Below are 16,866 nucleotides of genomic sequence, written 5' to 3'. Positions count from 1 at the left end.
GTTTTGTGCAAAAAAACCAACGAAACACCCTGGCTGGCACAGGATCTGTGCAGGTTTTTTCAAAAACAGACTCTTGCTGTAAACACGATATGGCATTGCCTATTCGCCGGAACTAACCGATAATTTGCGCGTGAAGGCTAACTATGGATAAACGCGCGCAGATTTTACTTAAAACCCTGGTTGAACATTACATCAGTGATGGTCAGCCTATCGGTTCCCGCACGCTATTGCAGCACTCGGGGCTTGATGTCAGCCCTGCGACTATCCGCAACGTCATGAGCGACCTTGAGCGCATCGGTTTCATTGCCAGCCCGCACACATCGGCCGGACGCATCCCTACACAAAAAGGCTACCGTTTCTTTGTAGACTCACTGCTCACGATAAAGCCGCTGCAATCCAAGGAAATCCAGCTTATAAAACATGAGCTTTCCTCACCCGACCCACAGGAACTCATCAACAGCGCGGCCGACATGCTCTCCCAGCTTTCCCAGTTTGCCGGGGTGGTCATGATTCCGAAACGGCAGACCACGACATTCAAACACCTGGAATTCCTGCCCCTGAGTGAAAAGCGTATTCTGGTGATTATCGTAACGACCGACGGCAACGTTCAGAACCGCATCATCATGGCTGATAAACCGTATAGCGCTTCTGACCTCATACAGGCCACCAATTATTTCAACCATCATTTTGCCGGATGCACTTTCGACGAAGCTCACCAGAAACTGCACGAAGAGCTGCTCAAAATGCAATCCGATATCAACCGCCTGATGGCTGCGGCACTTGAAATGAGCGACAAGGTCAACAGCGCCGGAAAAGAAAATGTTGTGATTGCAGGCGAACGCAACCTGTTGCAGGCGGATGATTTATCTTCAAACGTTGCAAGTTTGCGCAAACTTTTTGAGCTGTTCGAGCGTCGTACTCAACTGATGCAGTTACTGGACAGCAGCAAACAGGCTGCCGGCATACAGATATTCATCGGCGGCGAAAGCCACTACCTGCCACTGGATGAATGCAGCATGGTCACCGCCCCTTACGAAGCGGACGGACAGGTCGTAGGCACGCTGGGGGTGATCGGACCGACACGCATGGCATATGAACGCGTGATCCCGATCGTGGATATCACCGCCAAACTGCTGTCAAACGCATTATCGACCAATTAATTTACCGGAAACCAAACCCGCAGTTATGGCTTATTACAACCCTGAACCTAAGTACGAACATGGCAATCAACTGAAAGTCGGCATCCTGCTCGCCAACCTGGGTACGCCAGATGCGCCCACTGCCAGGGCATTGCGCCCTTACCTGCGCCAGTTCCTGAGCGACCGCCGCATTGTGGAAATCCCGCGCCTGGTCTGGTGGCTGATCCTGAACTGCATTATTTTAGTGGTCAGGCCAAAGAAGTCTGCCGAAAAATATGCCAGCATATGGACAAAAGAAGGCTCCCCGCTACTGGTGCATGCGCAAAAACAGGCAACATTGCTGCGCGGCTTTCTCGGCCAGAAAATAAAATCACCGTTTGCAGTAGAGTTGGGCATGAGCTACGGCAATCCATCCATGGCGTCTGCGATTGAAAAACTGAAAGCCCAGCATTGCGACCGTATCCTGTTATTTCCGCTTTATCCACAATATGCGGCATCCAGCACGGCGAGTGCTTTGGATGCCGCCTGGCGCGCACTGCTTAAAACACGCAACATGCCCGCGATTCGCACCATCAGGCATTATCACGACCACCCGGCCTACATTGCAGCACTGGAACAGAGTGTACGTGAACACTGGCGTATTAACGGCGGAAAACCCGGCAAACTGGTCATGAGCTTTCATGGCGTACCCAAAGCCCACCTGCTGAATGGCGACCCTTACCATTGCGAGTGCCATAAAACAGCGCGCCTGCTGGCAGAAGCGCTGGAACTCAAGAAAGATGAATATATCGTCGCGTTCCAGTCACGTTTCGGCAAACAGGAATGGCTGAAACCCTATCTGGCCGGCACGCTGGAAGAGCTCGGAACAGCAAAGACAGAACGCATTGATGTGATCTGCCCCGGCTTCTCCAGCGACTGCCTGGAAACGCTGGAAGAGATCGCGATCGAAGGCAGACACATATTCCAGGGCAATGGCGGCGGTGCGTATCACTATATCCCGGCGCTGAACGAAAATGATGCATGGATTCATGCCATGACCGCCATCGCGCTCGAAAACCTGCACGGCTGGGCAAATACGGAATGGGATGGCGCACAGGCAAGGAAAGACGCAGAAATGACAAAATTAAGGGCACAGAGTTTAGGTGCCAGCCAATAAAGGTTATACTTTCATACTTATTCCACAACAAGTTTCAATGCCGATAGGTATGATTGACCTGTCGGCATGAAACAATGTTTTTAGGCTGCATTAAATGATAGTGATTACCGGCGGCGCAGGCATGATAGGCTCTATCATCGCCTGGCATCTCAACACTAGGCTCAACCGTGACGATATCGTGATCGTTGACCGCATTACGCACGAAGAGCAATGGCAGAACCTTGCTCACCGTCATTACGCGCACTACCTGGACAAAGACCAACTGATGGACTGGCTGCAAGGGCGTAACGATATTGAAGCCATCATCCATATGGGCGCAATCAGCGCAACCACTGAACGTGACTTCAACAAACTGGTCACAACCAACATCCAGTATTCACAAAACCTGTGGAACTGGTGCGCGGACAACAAAGTACCGTTTTTCTATGCCAGCTCGGCCGCCACATACGGCGACGGCAGCCAGGGTTATGACGATGCCAGCATCGACAACCTGCGCCCGCTCAATGGGTACGGTTACTCAAAACACTTTTTTGACCAGTGGGCGCTGCGCCAGGTGCGCAACAACCTGCCTGTGCCGCCAAGCTGGGCGGGCTTCAAATTTTTCAATGTTTACGGCCCGAATGAATATCATAAAGAGCGCATGGCAAGTGTGGCGTTCCATACCTTCAGGCAGTTCAGCGAGACCGGCACCATGAAACTGTTCAAAGGCACCAGGGCCGGTGTGGAAGACGGCATGCAGATGCGTGATTTCGTTTATGTAAAAGATGCGGCATCCGTGGTCAGTTTCTTTCTCGAATCAGCGGCCGGCAATAAACCGGCACCGAACGGCATCTACAACATCGGTACCGGCAAAGCCCGCAGCTTCAAGGATCTGGCAACCGCAGTCATGACCGGCATGGCGCGTGAACCGCATATTACGTTCATTGATATGCCGCAGGACCTGCAAGGCAAGTACCAGTACTTTACAGAAGCCACCATGAGCAAGCTCGCGGGCATCGGCTACCGGCAGCCATTCCACAGCCTGGAAGACGGCGTGCGTGACTATGTGCAAAACTACCTGATCAAAGAGGATAAATACTGCTGATGAAATATGTTGAATATTTAAAAGGCGAACACAGCGCGCACATGGCGATGTTCAATGCACTGGAACCTTTATTCCCGCTAATTAGTGATGTTGGCATTGCCATACAGGACACGATCAGGAACGGCGGCAAGATTCTGCTCATGGGCAACGGCGGCAGTGCCGCTGACAGCCAGCATATCGCGGCCGAGATTGTCGGCCGCTTTAAAAAAGAACGCAAAGGCCTGCCGGCCATCGCGCTTACTACAGACACGTCGATCCTGACTTCGGTAGGCAACGACTACGGCTACGACTATATTTTTGCGCGCCAGGTCGAAGCCCTGTGCCGTCCGGAAGACATGGTCATCGGCATTACCACCAGCGGCAATAGCGCAAACGTCGTGCGCGCGATCGAGGCCGCCAGGGACATAGGCGCAACCACAGTGGGCCTGACCGGCGGCACCGGCGGCAAACTCAGCGCACTGTGCAATTACAACATCGTCGTGCCTTCCGGCGTGACCGCGCGTATTCAGGAAGCACATATCTTTATCGGGCATTCGCTTTGTGAAATCTTAGAATCCTGATTATCTATGCAACATCAACTACTCGACACCACCAAACATTTCGGCAATCTTGAACAGCATGTACTGGTCATCGGTGACGTCATGCTGGATCGCTACCTGATCGGCGACGTCAGCCGCATTTCGCCTGAAGCACCCGTGCCGGTCGTATTGCTGAAAACGCAGCATGACCGAGCCGGCGGCGCAGCAAACGTGGCCGCCAACCTCGCGCTTTTAGGCATCAAGACGCATATCGTAGGCTGCGTGGGCGATGATGGCGAAGCCACCATACTGATTGACCTGATCGCAAAAACCGGGATTGACCACCAGGGCATGATGCACTCGCAGCAACGACCGACCATTGCAAAAACCCGTATTTTAAGCGGCCATCAGCAAATGATGCGGCTGGATCAGGAAAGCAATGCAAGCTTTACCGCCGCTGAAAATACACAATTACTCGAAATAATCCGGCAGCAGCTGGCACTGAAGCCGGCGATCGTGATCCTGTCGGATTACGCAAAAGGCTTGCTCGGCCATGACGTATGCCGCCAGGTCATTTCACAGTGCAATGCGCTGCGGATTCCAGTACTGGTTGACCCGAAAGGGCATGATTACAGCAAGTACAGTCACGCCACTGCGCTCACACCCAATAAGAAAGAGGCCGCAGAAGCCTGTGCCACCACCATCCATGATCCGGACCTGATTGATAAGGCCGCGGCGCTTAAGGACCAGCTCGACCTGCAGTTCTTTGTGGTCACCCGCGGTGATGAAGGCATCTCGCTGATAGACCGGCATGTACATCTGCTGCCGGCGACCGCCAAACAGGTATTCGATGTGTCCGGTGCCGGCGACACCGTCATTGCCACCCTTGCCGCCGGCCTGATGCATGGCCTGAGCCCGCTGGAAAGCCTGCAGCTCGCCAATGTGGCCGCCGGCGTAGTGGTTGGCAAAGTCGGCACTGTGCCGATTACGCGAGACGATCTGATCGAAGCCTTGACCAGTGAGCAGTCTTCGGAGCAGGCGCACAAGGTGTGCGACCTGCCCCAGCTCCAGCAAAAGGTAGCCGCCTGGCGAAAAAACAAGCAAAGGATCGTGTTCACCAACGGCTGTTTTGACCTGCTGCACGCAGGCCATGTCACCTATCTAGAAGCGGCAAGAAAACGCGGCGACCGCCTGATTCTGGGCTTGAACACGGATCGCTCGGTCAGTGCGCTGAAAGGCCCGACCCGCCCTGTCGTCAACGAAAACGACCGCGCCCGCGTCATCGCCGCGCTTGAATCCGTAGATGCCGTTATCCTGTTTGATGAAGACACCCCATTGAACCTGATCAATGCGCTAAAACCGGATGTGATCGCCAAAGGTAGCGATTACACGGCAGACCAGGTGGTGGGCGGCCGCGAAGTGGAATCCTGGGGCGGTGAAATTGCGCTGATCGACCTCGTTGCCGGACGCAGCACCAGCAACATCATCAAGAAAATGAACGGTTAAATTAGCTAACGCGCATGCCGGCTAAAAAAATCCTGATTATCGGTCCTTCCTGGGTGGGCGACATGGTACTGGCGCACAGCCTGTTTCAATCGCTGAAAGCACAGCACCCGGACACCGTGATTGATGTTGCCGCACCGGCATGGACGCTGCCGCTACTGGCGCGCATGCCCGAAGTCAGCCAGGCGATTGCATTGCCCTTCAAACATGGCCAGCTGGCGCTGCTCGATCGCATCAGGTTTGGCCGCAGCCTGAGAACCAGTGGCTATACACAAACGATACTGCTCGTTAATTCACTGAAATCCGCCATCCTGCCATTCGCTGCAGGCATAGCCCGGCGCACCGGCTTCCTGGGTGAATGCCGCCGTGGTTTGCTGAATGATATCCGCCCGCTGGACAAATCCAGGCTGCCACGCACGGTTGATCGGTTTGTCGCGCTGGGCATGGATCACCACACGCAGGCATTGCCGCAGATTGCCAACCCGAAACTGGTCGCCGACCACGCTAATGCACTGCGCGTTCTGGAAAAACACGGCATGACACAGCCTGCACAGAAAGTACTTGGCTTATGCCCGGGGGCAGAATATGGCGAAGCCAAACGCTGGCCTGCCGAGTATTACGCAGAAGTGGCAAACAAGGCGCTCAATCATGGCTGGCAGGTCTGGCTGTTCGGTTCAGACAAAGACATCCCCGTCACCGCAACGATCAACGATCTAGTGCGCGGTCGCTGCCAGGACTGGGGCGGCAAGACCAATCTCGGTGAAGCCATCGATCTGATGTCGCTGTGCGATACGGTCATCAGTAACGATTCCGGCCTGATGCATGTGGCGGCGGCACTCGATAAAAAACTGGTCGCCATATACGGTTCCTCAGACCCTCACCATACGCCACCTATGCATCCGGCTGCAGTCGTGGAATACCTGGGCCTCAATTGCAGCCCCTGCTTCAAGCGCGAGTGCCCGTTAGGCCACCTGAACTGCCTGAAGCAGATCACGCCTGCCGCAGTCTCATCCCACCTGAATATTGGATAGCAGGACACAGCCCCATATATGCAATCTTTCATGAATACAATCGAAAATAGCCCGATCAGCAAACTGCACACCATAATTGTCGTGCTGGCGATGCTGCTGGCTGCGCAAATACAATACATCCAGCACGGCTGGATCAACCCGGATAGCGTACTGTATTTCGAATCTGCACGGCTTATTGCGGCGGGACAATGGAAAGAGGCGCTGCAAGTATGGAACTGGCCGCTATACCCCGCATTGATCGCAGCTGTCCATAAAGTCAGCGGGCTAGGCATACAGGTCTCTGCGCAATGGCTGAATGTACTGTTTTTCGGGATAAGCGCATTCAGCTTTACCCAGATCATACGTCTGGCCGGCGGCAGGCAGCTCACAATGCTGGCAGGTGCGCTGATATTATTCAGCTCGCAATATATTGTCGGCGATGTGCTGGAAATGCTGATGCGCGATGAAGGCTTCTGGGCCTTTTACCTGACGGGGCTGGTATTTTTCATACGTTTTTATCAGCACTTGCGCCTGCGCGATGCCATGCTATGGCAGCTATGTGCAATTATCGCCACGCTCTTCAGGATAGAGGCAATTACCTACCTGATCCTGTTGCCTGCATTGTTCCTGTTCAGCCACAGCTTCACCGTTAAAGAGCGTATCCGCTATTTCCTTGCCAGCCACGCGCTTAGCATCTTGCTTGCACTGGCCTTGATCCTGGCTATCGCATTGCATGGCGAGCTGTCAATCAGGAGTTTTGGCCGTTTGCAGGAAGTATTTACGCTGAATCTCTACGACGAACTGACACATAAGCTTTTTACTAAAGCGGCCATCATGTCGGATGAAGTGCTGGGCAAATACCTGAGTGAATTTGCCGTTCAGGGTCTATTGCTCACATTCCTGTATGTGATCGCGGCAAAAACCATCTCCGCAGCAGGTTTCATTAACTTGATCATGGCGCTGTTCACGGTTAAAAACAGAAACACCCTGCTCGAATCAAGAGCTTACTCCGCGCTCTGCTATGCAGCACTGATCAGCCTGGCCAATATGGCATTGATCATTACAAAGGTTTTTGTTTTATCAAGCCGGTATGCTGTCGGGCTTGCCTTCATCCTGATGGTATTAGCCGCATTCCAGCTCTCCAGCCTCATCAAGCACCATGACCCGGCGAAAACATCCAGGTTCAAATGGCTGGCGATGGTGCTAGTTGCATTGATGCTGCTGGGTTTGATCAAGAATGTTCTCCCCAAACCGGAAGGCTATAACTACATGCAGGAAGCTGCTGCTTGGGTTAAGGCCAACAACACAGGAAACAGGCCGGTATTTTCCGACGAATCACGCATTCGATACTACATGGGGACTGCCTTTGTCCGCAGCAATGGCATGAGCTGGAAAACGGTTAAGCGTGAAATGGATAGCAATAACATCCAGAATTACGAGTTCCTGCTGATCAGCCACTCGGCAAAGCATCCGGAGCGTGAAAAAGTGATTGCTGACAGGCTTCCGCAGTTTAAAGAAGTAAAACGTTTTAATGGAATCAAGTCTAAAAAATCAATCGTGATATACCGCAAAACTGCCGACAGCAAGGCCGCCAAGTGAAAAGGCCGCTAAGTGAAAATGCCGCTGACGCCTGGCAAGCGGCCGCCATCTATGGCTGGGCTGCAATCCCTATTTTTGCAGCAAAATCCTTAGCACGCTGTTCCCAGGTATATAGCGCATAAAATTTCTTCTGGCCTGCCGCCGCAATTTTCATTCTTTCTTCTTCATGGCTCAGGTAGTACTCTATTTTCTCTTTCAACTCACTGGCCGATGAATAAGTCTCGATTTCCTTGCCGATTTCAAATAGCCCGGCAACCTCCTCATAATGATCGGTAAGCAGGAAACCGCCAGCAGCAAGCACTTCGAACACCCTTAGGTTCAGCCCGGTTTCTACGGAATAGAAATTGCTGTTCGTGATATTCAAAATGATTTTGGACTGTAACATCAGATCCGTCAGGTCATCGCCCCATACCGTCCTGTTGACGATCCGCCCCTGCAATTCCGGTGAAATCACAGGGGAATTCTTATGCCAGCGATTGCCGTATATGGTAACTTTATCTTTTATATGCTCAAGCAGGAAGATACGCCTGAAACTGGCCTTGCCCACAAACAGGACATCGATAGGCTGAGTTTGAATCCGGCTATGCCTCCTTGCAACCGGGTTGCTGCCGTAAGGGAAATAAGTTGCAGGCAGGTTTCTTGTTTTTGTAAAGAAATCCGTGGCTACTTTTGAAAACGAAAATATCCCGTCATAGATCACCAGTTCATTTTCGATAAAATAAACAAACGCATTCTGGTCCGGAAAAAGGTTGCAGCTATCGGTGTCGTAAAGATATATCTTGCAGTTTAAAGCACGGGCATAGCTTTGCAGCACCTGCGGTTTGATGAATCTATAGGCATACCGGAACACCAGGATATGGGTAGGTGAACTGGCCATGATGACTTGTTTGACAGCATTCGCATCAGTCCTGGCGAGTTTTGCGAAATTAATGGCGTTGCGCCGTGAAAATATGCTTTTTAATTTACCGATAAACTTCGATACAAAGTAAAGCCTCCTTCTAGGCAGTGACTCCAGGTCACAATACTCCGCATCAATCTGCGCCTGCAGGCAGCCCCGGTAAAAATCCTGTGCCAGTGCCAGTTCAGACAAGCCATCAAGAATCAACAGTTTTTTATTATTCATATCCATTAACAAGCCAATATTTCCAGCATAACTTCGGGAACCTTCCATAAATAGCCTGCATTAAACCTGACGCCTGGCGCTTTATGCATATCGTGATGTCTCTATGCCCTGATTTCTTCAATCCCGTGCTCTGACAGGGAAAATGCGTCGATGCTATCGCATGCTGTTACGCCGGCGCCCGCAGCATTCAGCCTATTCGCCCAGACAGTTTTCCACACAGCGAAATGAAAGTATGGGAAAACCCTGTCGCCATCTATATCGTTAGCTAAAACCCCTTTACGCCAAAACCACCTGACAGGAAAATTTTTCGTGCCATCAATCCATTCCAGTTTTGCGTTTGGCGTTGTGTAGGCTTCTGCGAACTCAGCCTTTCTCAGCCATGGATCTACCAAGCCTGCCGCAAAACGGACGATGGCAGGCGAATTCTTATGGCGCAGAAATAACTTGCTGAACGCTTTTTCATCAAAAGCAACATGCTCGGGGTTTGAGATCAGGAACCTCCAGTTCTTCACTCGCTGATATGCCGTACGCATCTGCTCTGTATTCCTGAGCAGGCATAGATGCCCGGACACGCGGCGCGCGTGGGTCGACAACAGATCATTGCGGTTAAGCCGGCTCTGGTTAAAATAAGCCCTGAGATCGCCATAGACCAGGCCAATATCCCCGAACCCCCAAAAATCGAATCCCTGCAGCGCATCCGCATGTATATAGCCAAGCAGCGGTTTGATATCGCAGAGTTTATACGGGTTCTCAGGATAAAACTGTATGCCCAGCCGCTGTGAAACTAAAGCGCAATAATCGCGGTAAGCAGTTTCGACAACACGTACATTCGACGGTAAATTTTCCGGCGTCCCGCAATCCGTATAAAAGATCCAGTTTACAGTGTTATTGAAACGGCAGGTTTCCAGGTAATAAGGCATCCATACCGGCCATTTACCAAAATACGGAATCACAATACAGATACTATTCATGCAGCTTGCGCCCTAACCTTCATCATATTGATTGATTATTTAACAGCCGGCGAACAAATGGCAAGTCCCAGAAGCGGCTCCGAACCGCCTCATCTGAAAAGCGTTCTTGCAGTTGCTGCAATATCTGCGCGGCATTGACATTTTCCCTGTTGCGATATTCGGCGAGCATGCAGGCAGCCAGCGCTTGATCATCACCGAAGGGAAACAATGTACCGACCCCGCGCACGACTTCCGCGCCGCCTCCACAATCACTGCAAACCAGGGGTAAAGCCGCGGCCATCGCCTCCAGCAACACCATACCAAACGGTTCATGATCCGATGTCAGCGCAAAAACATCAAAGGCCTTAAAGTATTTTCGGCCATCCGCAACATTCCCTGTGAACACGACAGATTGTGCAATACCCAGGTCAAGCGCCAGCTGTTTCAGGTCTTTCTCCAGCGGGCCTTTTCCCATGATGACAAGCAAACTATCGGCCGGCAAGCTGCCCAAGGCATTTTTAAAGCCGCGCAATAAGGTTGCCTGGTCTTTATCGTGATGCAGCCTGCCTACATTGCCGATAATCCAGCTGTCTGGCGGCAAGCCCAGAAATTCCCTGGCCGCCTGCCTGGACAGGAATTGTGACTGTACTGCCGCAACATCGATGCGGTTATATAAAGTTTCAATCTGGCGATGGGGCCACTTGGGCAGGCTTGCACGCATCTCATCGCGCACGGAATCCGACACCCCGAGCAGGAGCAGGCGGCTACGGAACAGGTTGACCAGGAAACGCCGCGTGAATCTGCCAAAATCGTCATAATTATGATGAATGCTGATCACGGGCAGCTGGCTGGCAAGCAAGGCGACATAAGTTGGTTTGGAGCGATGGGCGATGCAGAACTTGAACGTGCCGCGTGCCAGGATTTCCCTGATCTGGGCAATCGCTTTCAGTTTCAGCCCACGCACCTGGCTGCTTTTATAGCCCAGAAAAATCACTTCATCAGAACACGTAGCCCGTGCGACTTCTTCACTCGGCTCACCGGTCAGGTAAACCGTCACCACTTTGAAGCCCGTGCCGGAAAAAAGCGTTGAATATTGCCGTGCGCAATCAAGAAAAGGCGGATAGTAACAATGGCAGATCTGTAATACTTGCAAAAATTGTCCCCTTTAACTTAGCGCTGCTTTACTTGTCAAAACAAACGGCAGCCGTGCGTTCATGCCTGACTTTAGACTCACATGCGCCTGCCAGCATACTGCCTATGCGCTTCAGTGCTTAATGACTCCGTTGGGCGTATCCGCTTACCCAAGCCATCAGTCATACTAATTCCTGTAAGCTTCCAACTACCGTAATTTTATTGGCCTGGCAGAAGTCCTGCCAGTCTGCGACTTCAGTCCAGTCGCTCAAGAAAACAAAATCCAGGCCGGCGCGTGTTGCCGCTTCGAAATCATATTTGCTATCACCAATGAACAAAGCCGGTAACTGCAGGTTGCCATTCGCTTTTTCACGCGCCAGCACCAGGTCTTTAGTATCCGGTCCGCCAAAAATACCGGCATCAAATAAATGCGCCAGGTTGCGCCTGGCAAAAATCGTGCGCAACTCCCGCTGATCGCCGCCTGACAGCAGCATCCATTGACTGTGTTGACTTGCCTCTCTCAAAGCCTGCAAGCCCGGTGACACTTCACAATCCATCAGCGTCTTATCCAGAATCTCGTCAAAGGTGTGCATATATTGCTGCATCACTTCATCCGTGACTTCCTGTTTGAGTATTTCCCTGAGGTAGTACTCAATCTTGCCGTTGCGGGGAAAACTGCCTTTCTGTACATGGTGATCCACCAAAGCCTGCGCCTGCGCATCGGTTGCACCATTGCGCTTGGCAACTTCAAAATAAGCATTGACCTTGGTTTTGTTGCTGTTTAATACAACGCCATCACAATCCAGCACCAGAGTTTTATATTGTGTTAAATCTATACGCAAAATCAGCCCTATAATAAAAAAGGCTTGCCGTCACCTGCAAGCCTTGATTCTTCTTTAGCAAGTCGCCTTATTTTGCTGCAGTAATAGCACTCGCCTCTTTAGCCAGCTTGGTGATATGTGCCCAATCCTTGCGTGCAACAGCGTCAGCCGGTGTCAGCCAGGTGCCGCCGCAAACTACCACGTTAGGCAATGCCAGGAACTGCGGTGCGCTTTCGACTGTAACACCGCCGGTAGGGCAGAATTTCACATCAGCAAACGGGCCGGCAAAGCCTTTCAGCAGGTTAATGCCACCTACAGCCACAGCCGGGAACAGTTTCAGGAAGTAGTAATCATCAGCATTCGCCATCATGATCTCAGAACCGGTTGAAACGCCTGGCAATAACGGCAAACCGATCTGACGCGCAAACTGACCCAGTTCGCTGGTATAACCTGGGCTCACTGCAAATTTGCAGCCTACATCTTTAGAAGCTTGTGCATCTTTCAGGCTACGCACAGTGCCTGAGCCTAAAATCGCATCCGGAACACGCTTGGCGATCTCTTCCATACCGGCCAACGCGCATGAAGTGCGCAATGTCACTTCCAACACTTTAATACCGCCTTCAAGCAAGGCCTCAGCCATCGGTACGGCATCTTCTACTTTGTTGATCACGATGACTGGAATTACCGGGCCGTGGTTGGCCAAATCTAATGTACTCATATTTTTACCTATTTAATAAAAAATTCTATGTCTTGATTTCAGGTGGCGGGTCAGAGGTCAGCTCTAAAATCCCCCTCAATCCCCCTTTTACAAAGGGGGAGGTATTACGGATTAATACTTTGGTTTGTAAAGTTTACAGTAGGCGTTTCAAAATCAATTCAGGCAAGGCACTTGAGCGCAGACAGTACGGATAGTACGGCAAGCGAAAGTAACGCGGCATCAATTTAATTTCAAAACATCCTACAAAAAACTTTGATAATCAAACGAGGACAAGGCGTGTGAGCGAAGACAGTACAGCTAGTACGGCAAGCAAACACAACGCAGCTATCGTTTGATTTGCAAAGTTTACAACCAGGTAACGGCGCCTTCTTCGGCAGATAATACATTTTTCCGCATACCGCCAAACAACTCGCGGCCCATGCCGTGAGAATTATTCTGGCGCTTGCTGTCAGAAAGTTCTGCCACTTCACGCTCTGCCCATTCATCTTCATCTACCAGCACGTTCACCATGCCGACAGTCGCATTGAGGCGGATAATATCGCCATCGCGGATCTTAGCAATCGGACCGCCGGCTGAGGCTTCCGGCGTCAAATGAATCGCGGCCGGAATCTTGCCTGATGCACCGCTCATGCGGCCATCCGTCACAATCGCCACCTTGAAGCCTTTGTTCTGCAGCACAGCCATCGGCGGTGTCAGTTTATGCAGCTCGGGCATGCCATTGGCTTTAGGACCCTGGAAGCGCACAACGGCCACAAAGTCTTTTTCCAGCTCACCGCGGTCAAATGCGGCCAGCAGTTCTTCCTGCGCATCGAATACGATCGCCGGTGCTTCAATAATATGACGGTCTTCCGGCACGGCTGAGATCTTGATCACGCTGCGGCCAAGGTTGCCCTTGAGCAGGCGCAGGCCGCCGGATTCATTGAACGGGAACTGTGCCGTACGCACGATCGTTTCATCGCTGCTTTCTTTCGGCAGGTCTTTCCATACCAGTTTATTCTCTTCTTTGACCGGTAACTTACCGTATTCACGCAAACCGCCGTGTGCAACAGTCAGCACATCCGGGAACATGTAGCCGGCTTCGATCAACTCACGGATCACAAAAGCAGGACCGCCCGCAGACTGGAACTCATTCACATCGGCCTTGCCGTTAGGGTAAACACTCGCCAGCAATGGCGTGGTTTTAGCCAGGTGGTAGAAGTCGGTCCAGTCGATGATAATGCCCGCTGCGCGTGCAATCGCAACCCAGTGGATCAAATGATTGGTTGAGCCGCCGGTAGCCAGCAATGCCACCATTGCATTCACGATCACATACTCATCCACCATGCGGCCAATCGGCGTGAAATTCCTGCTTTTCACATTCGCCAGCACCATTTTCACCGCTTCACGCGTGAGCAGTTCACGCAGGCCGTCATGCGGATGTACGAAGGCTGCGCCCGGTACATGCAAGCCCATCGCTTCCATCAGCATCTGGTTACTATTGGCAGTGCCGTAAAAAGTACAGGTGCCGGCACCGTGGTAAGCCGCAGACTCTGAGTCCAGCAGCTCCTGGCGGCCGACCTTACCCTGTGCATATTGTTCACGCACTTTTGATTTGGTCGTGTTGTCGATACCTGTGCTCATCGGGCCGGATGGCACGAATACGCATGGCAGGTGACCGAACTTCAATGCGCCGATCAGCAGGCCCGGTACGATCTTGTCGCACACGCCCAATAGCAGCGCAGCATCAAACACATCATGGGATAAGCCGATTGCAGTACCCATGGCGATGGTATCGCGGCTGAACAATGACAGTTCCATGCCAGGCTCACCTTGCGTGATGCCGTCACACATTGCAGGCACACCACCGGCAACCTGTACGGTAGCGCCATACTTGTGGGCTTCATCACGGATAATGTCAGGGTAGTTCACATAAGGCTGGTGGGCTGAAAGCATATCGTTGTATGCGGTAATGATCCCGATATTAGGCGCCTTCTCCACCACGACACGCAATTTATCGTTAGTCGGCATGGCAGCAAACGCATGGGCCACATTGGCACAGCCAAGGCGGTCTGCACCGCGGGGGCGATTCACGATATCATCGATACGCTGCAAATAAGCCGTACGCGTCGGGCGACTTTTCTCTATGATACGTTCAGTAACTTCTATATGGGATTGTTTCATAATTAGATACTCTTATTCAGATAACTGACTCAATAGCGGAACTAGGCAAGTTGACATTACACAATGGCTGTCACGCAATGTTTGTTACATAGTCAAGAAAAAACATTATCCCCGATTATCGCTAAAGTCGGCCTTATCGTCAAACAAAAGCCGCTTTTAAAGCGGCTTTTGTTTAATAAAAACAGGCAGGAAATCAATCTGAATCAAGCCATTACCTGATTTATTTTTTGGTCACCAGCACGTCTTCCATCATCAGGTATTCCAGGTCGCAGCCATAGAACATATCGAGTGCGTCCTTGGGTGAACAGATCATCGGCTCACCCCTTCTGTTCAATGATGTATTCAACACCACAGGCACGCCGCGCAGCTGTTCCAGATGCTCGATCAGCTCGTAATAACGCGGGTTGGTTTCACGCGTGACCACTTGCGCACGCGCAGTGCCATCCTCATGCACCACTTCAGGAATGCGTGATTTCCAGTGCTCGGCCACATCAAACGTGAACGTCATGTATGGCGCCGGGTGCTCGGTCTGCAGGATATCTACTGCCGCGCGGTCCAGCATGCTCGGGCAGAACGGGCGCCAGCGCTCGCGGTACTTGATCTGCGCATTGATGCGGTCTGCCACGCCCGGGTAACTCGGGTCGCCCAGGATGCTGCGGCAGCCCAAGGCGCGCGGCCCGAATTCCATGCGCCCTTGCAGCCAGGCCAGCGGGTTACCGCTCGCCAGAAGTTCGGCACCTTTCTGTGCCGCGTTTTCCACACGCGTAAATATCGGTTTGGACGGGTGCGCCTCACAGGCTGCAATACACTGTTCAGTCGTGAATGCAGGCCCCAGGTAGGCATGCTCCATTTTTTGGATCGTGTCGCCCGCCAGGTGCGCGGCATAAGTGGCTGCGCCAAGCGAGGTACCGTTATCGCCTGAAGCCGGCTGCACGAACAGCTCTTTCACATGCGGCATGGCAATGATGCGCTGGTTCAGCTTCACGTTCAGCGCAACGCCGCCAGCCATGGCAATACGGCCGGTTTCCTTGATGATGTCGCCCAGGTAATAGTCGATCATCTTCAGTGCGACATCTTCCAGCAACTGCTGTACGGATGCTGCATAGTGGATATAAGGGTTGTCGATCTCATCGCCATGGCGCTTGGGTCCCAGCCACTCGATCAGCTCCGGCGTGAAATAATAGCCTTTGCCGTTTTCCTTGTAACGGCGCAAACCGACCACGTTGACTAGTTTGGTATTAATACGCAGATCACCGTCTTCGAAAATGACCAGCCTTGACAAGTCATACTTGCTGGCATCGCCATAGGGTGCCATGCCCATCACCTTGAATTCGCCATCCAGCATCTCGAAACCAAGATACTCGGTGATGGCGCCATACATGCCGCCTAATGAGTCCGGGTCATAAAACTCTTTGATTTTATGGATCTTGCCGTTTTCGCCGTAGCCGAAGAACGTGGTTGCGTATTCACCCTTGCCGTCAATACCAACAATCGCGGTTTTTTCCTTGAAACCACTCAGGTGGTAAGCGCTGGACGCATGCGCAAGGTGATGCTCGACCGGAACGAATTCCGCTTTGCTCAAGCCCAGGTCAGCCATCAGTTTCAGTGATTTATCACGGTTGCGGCGGAAGCGGCGGTTACCGTTGAATATCGCATCCAGGGCACGATCCGGTGCATACCAGTGGCGTTTGGCATAATGCCAGCGCGCATTGCTGCTGAGCGGGATTTCGGCGTACGGAAACGCAACGATATCGACGTCCTCGGGCTTGACACCAGCCTGCTGCATGCAGAACCTGGCCGCCTCGTAAGGAAACTGATTCTTGGCGTGCTTGTCACGGATAAAACGCTCTTCCTCGGCCGCCGCAATGATTTTGCCATCGACCAGGATTGCGGCCGAAGCATCATGGCCTAACGCGCCAGATAAACCTAAAACTATCATGCTAATACTCTCAGA

14 protein-coding genes are annotated in these 16,866 nt (G+C 52.1%); 7 read left to right on the top strand and 7 right to left on the bottom strand.

Features of this window, described 5'->3' with window-relative positions; genetic code table 11:
- Nucleotides 1-143 precede the first annotated feature (143 nt).
- From hrcA to GQ51_RS11550, 7 genes are all read left to right on the top strand, one after another.
- Entirely contained in the window at nt 144-1,160 is a 1,017-nt protein-coding gene (gene hrcA, locus GQ51_RS11580) for a heat-inducible transcriptional repressor HrcA (RefSeq protein ID WP_047553180.1), read from the top strand.
- Nucleotides 1,161-1,185: 25 nt separating this feature from the next.
- Nucleotides 1,186-2,295, top strand: a complete 1,110-nt coding sequence (gene hemH / locus GQ51_RS11575) for a ferrochelatase (protein ID WP_047553177.1) — start codon at nt 1,186-1,188, stop codon at nt 2,293-2,295.
- A 94-nt stretch (nt 2,296-2,389) separates the two neighbouring features.
- Complete coding sequence (gene rfaD, locus GQ51_RS11570) at nt 2,390-3,379, top strand: ADP-glyceromanno-heptose 6-epimerase (RefSeq protein WP_047553174.1); 990 nt, start codon at nt 2,390-2,392, stop codon at nt 3,377-3,379.
- Nucleotides 3,379-3,939, top strand: a complete 561-nt coding sequence (locus GQ51_RS11565; RefSeq protein WP_047553171.1) for a D-sedoheptulose 7-phosphate isomerase — start codon at nt 3,379-3,381, stop codon at nt 3,937-3,939. The genes rfaD and GQ51_RS11565 overlap by 1 nt, the downstream gene beginning before the upstream one ends.
- A 6-nt stretch (nt 3,940-3,945) precedes the next feature.
- Nucleotides 3,946-5,403: a D-glycero-beta-D-manno-heptose-7-phosphate kinase gene (gene rfaE1, locus GQ51_RS11560; protein ID WP_047553168.1), complete on the top strand. Its 1,458-nt coding sequence runs from the start codon at nt 3,946-3,948 to the stop codon at nt 5,401-5,403.
- Nucleotides 5,404-5,417: 14 nt separating this feature from the next.
- Nucleotides 5,418-6,431 (top strand): lipopolysaccharide heptosyltransferase II, encoded by a 1,014-nt coding sequence (gene waaF, locus GQ51_RS11555; RefSeq protein WP_047553165.1) that lies wholly within the window; start codon nt 5,418-5,420, stop codon nt 6,429-6,431.
- A gap of 30 nt (nt 6,432-6,461) precedes the next feature.
- A complete protein-coding gene (locus GQ51_RS11550) occupies nt 6,462-8,009 on the top strand; it encodes a hypothetical protein (protein ID WP_052177826.1) in 1,548 nt (515 codons plus the stop codon).
- A 49-nt stretch (nt 8,010-8,058) separates the two neighbouring features.
- Here GQ51_RS11550 and GQ51_RS11545 read toward each other — a convergent pair whose 3' ends face one another.
- The 7 genes from GQ51_RS11545 to GQ51_RS11515 all read right to left on the bottom strand — a co-directional run bounded on the left by GQ51_RS11545 (nt 8,059) and on the right by GQ51_RS11515 (nt 16,851).
- A complete protein-coding gene (locus GQ51_RS11545; RefSeq protein ID WP_047554215.1) occupies nt 8,059-9,132 on the bottom strand; it encodes a CgeB family protein in 1,074 nt (357 codons plus the stop codon).
- Nucleotides 9,133-9,233: 101 nt separating this feature from the next.
- Nucleotides 9,234-10,103 (bottom strand): DUF6625 family protein, encoded by an 870-nt coding sequence (locus GQ51_RS11540; protein WP_052177824.1) that lies wholly within the window; start codon nt 10,101-10,103, stop codon nt 9,234-9,236.
- A 22-nt stretch (nt 10,104-10,125) separates the two neighbouring features.
- Nucleotides 10,126-11,235: a glycosyltransferase gene (locus tag GQ51_RS11535; RefSeq protein ID WP_047553162.1), complete on the bottom strand. Its 1,110-nt coding sequence runs from the start codon at nt 11,233-11,235 to the stop codon at nt 10,126-10,128.
- Nucleotides 11,236-11,395: 160 nt separating this feature from the next.
- Nucleotides 11,396-12,055, bottom strand: coding sequence for an HAD family hydrolase (locus GQ51_RS11530; RefSeq protein ID WP_047553159.1), 660 nt, complete (start codon nt 12,053-12,055; stop codon nt 11,396-11,398).
- A gap of 67 nt (nt 12,056-12,122) precedes the next feature.
- Nucleotides 12,123-12,752 (bottom strand): bifunctional 4-hydroxy-2-oxoglutarate aldolase/2-dehydro-3-deoxy-phosphogluconate aldolase, encoded by a 630-nt coding sequence (gene eda, locus GQ51_RS11525; RefSeq protein ID WP_047553156.1) that lies wholly within the window; start codon nt 12,750-12,752, stop codon nt 12,123-12,125.
- Nucleotides 12,753-13,097: 345 nt separating this feature from the next.
- Nucleotides 13,098-14,912, bottom strand: a complete 1,815-nt coding sequence (edd, locus tag GQ51_RS11520) for a phosphogluconate dehydratase (protein WP_047553153.1) — start codon at nt 14,910-14,912, stop codon at nt 13,098-13,100.
- 220 nt (nt 14,913-15,132) lie between these two features.
- On the bottom strand, nt 15,133-16,851 hold the full coding sequence (locus tag GQ51_RS11515) for a carbamoyltransferase family protein (protein ID WP_047553150.1): 1,719 nt from the start codon (nt 16,849-16,851) through the stop codon (nt 15,133-15,135).
- Between the last annotated feature and the right edge of the window lie 15 nt (nt 16,852-16,866).

The organism is Methylotenera sp. G11, assembly GCF_000799735.1.
Classification (GTDB): Bacteria; Pseudomonadota; Gammaproteobacteria; order Burkholderiales; family Methylophilaceae; genus Methylotenera.
The sequence above is the reverse complement of the archived record's forward strand: the minus strand, read 5'-3'. Positions and strand labels throughout refer to the sequence as shown.

What these genes read in the sequence shown, in the direction of transcription:
- hrcA (WP_047553180.1), top strand. Translation starts at nt 144, where the DNA reads ATGGATAAACGCGCGCAGATTTTACTTAAAACCCTGGTTGAACATTAC.
- hemH (WP_047553177.1), top strand. Translation starts at nt 1,186, where the DNA reads ATGGCTTATTACAACCCTGAACCTAAGTACGAACATGGCAATCAACTG.
- rfaD (WP_047553174.1), top strand. Translation starts at nt 2,390, where the DNA reads ATGATAGTGATTACCGGCGGCGCAGGCATGATAGGCTCTATCATCGCC.
- GQ51_RS11565 (WP_047553171.1), top strand. Translation starts at nt 3,379, where the DNA reads ATGAAATATGTTGAATATTTAAAAGGCGAACACAGCGCGCACATGGCG.
- rfaE1 (WP_047553168.1), top strand. Translation starts at nt 3,946, where the DNA reads ATGCAACATCAACTACTCGACACCACCAAACATTTCGGCAATCTTGAA.
- waaF (WP_047553165.1), top strand. Translation starts at nt 5,418, where the DNA reads ATGCCGGCTAAAAAAATCCTGATTATCGGTCCTTCCTGGGTGGGCGAC.
- GQ51_RS11550 (WP_052177826.1), top strand. Translation starts at nt 6,462, where the DNA reads ATGAATACAATCGAAAATAGCCCGATCAGCAAACTGCACACCATAATT.
- GQ51_RS11545 (WP_047554215.1), bottom strand. Translation starts at nt 9,132, where the DNA reads ATGAATAATAAAAAACTGTTGATTCTTGATGGCTTGTCTGAACTGGCA.
- GQ51_RS11540 (WP_052177824.1), bottom strand. Translation starts at nt 10,103, where the DNA reads ATGAATAGTATCTGTATTGTGATTCCGTATTTTGGTAAATGGCCGGTA.
- eda (WP_047553156.1), bottom strand. Translation starts at nt 12,752, where the DNA reads ATGAGTACATTAGATTTGGCCAACCACGGCCCGGTAATTCCAGTCATC.
- edd (WP_047553153.1), bottom strand. Translation starts at nt 14,912, where the DNA reads ATGAAACAATCCCATATAGAAGTTACTGAACGTATCATAGAGAAAAGT.
- GQ51_RS11515 (WP_047553150.1), bottom strand. Translation starts at nt 16,851, where the DNA reads ATGATAGTTTTAGGTTTATCTGGCGCGTTAGGCCATGATGCTTCGGCC.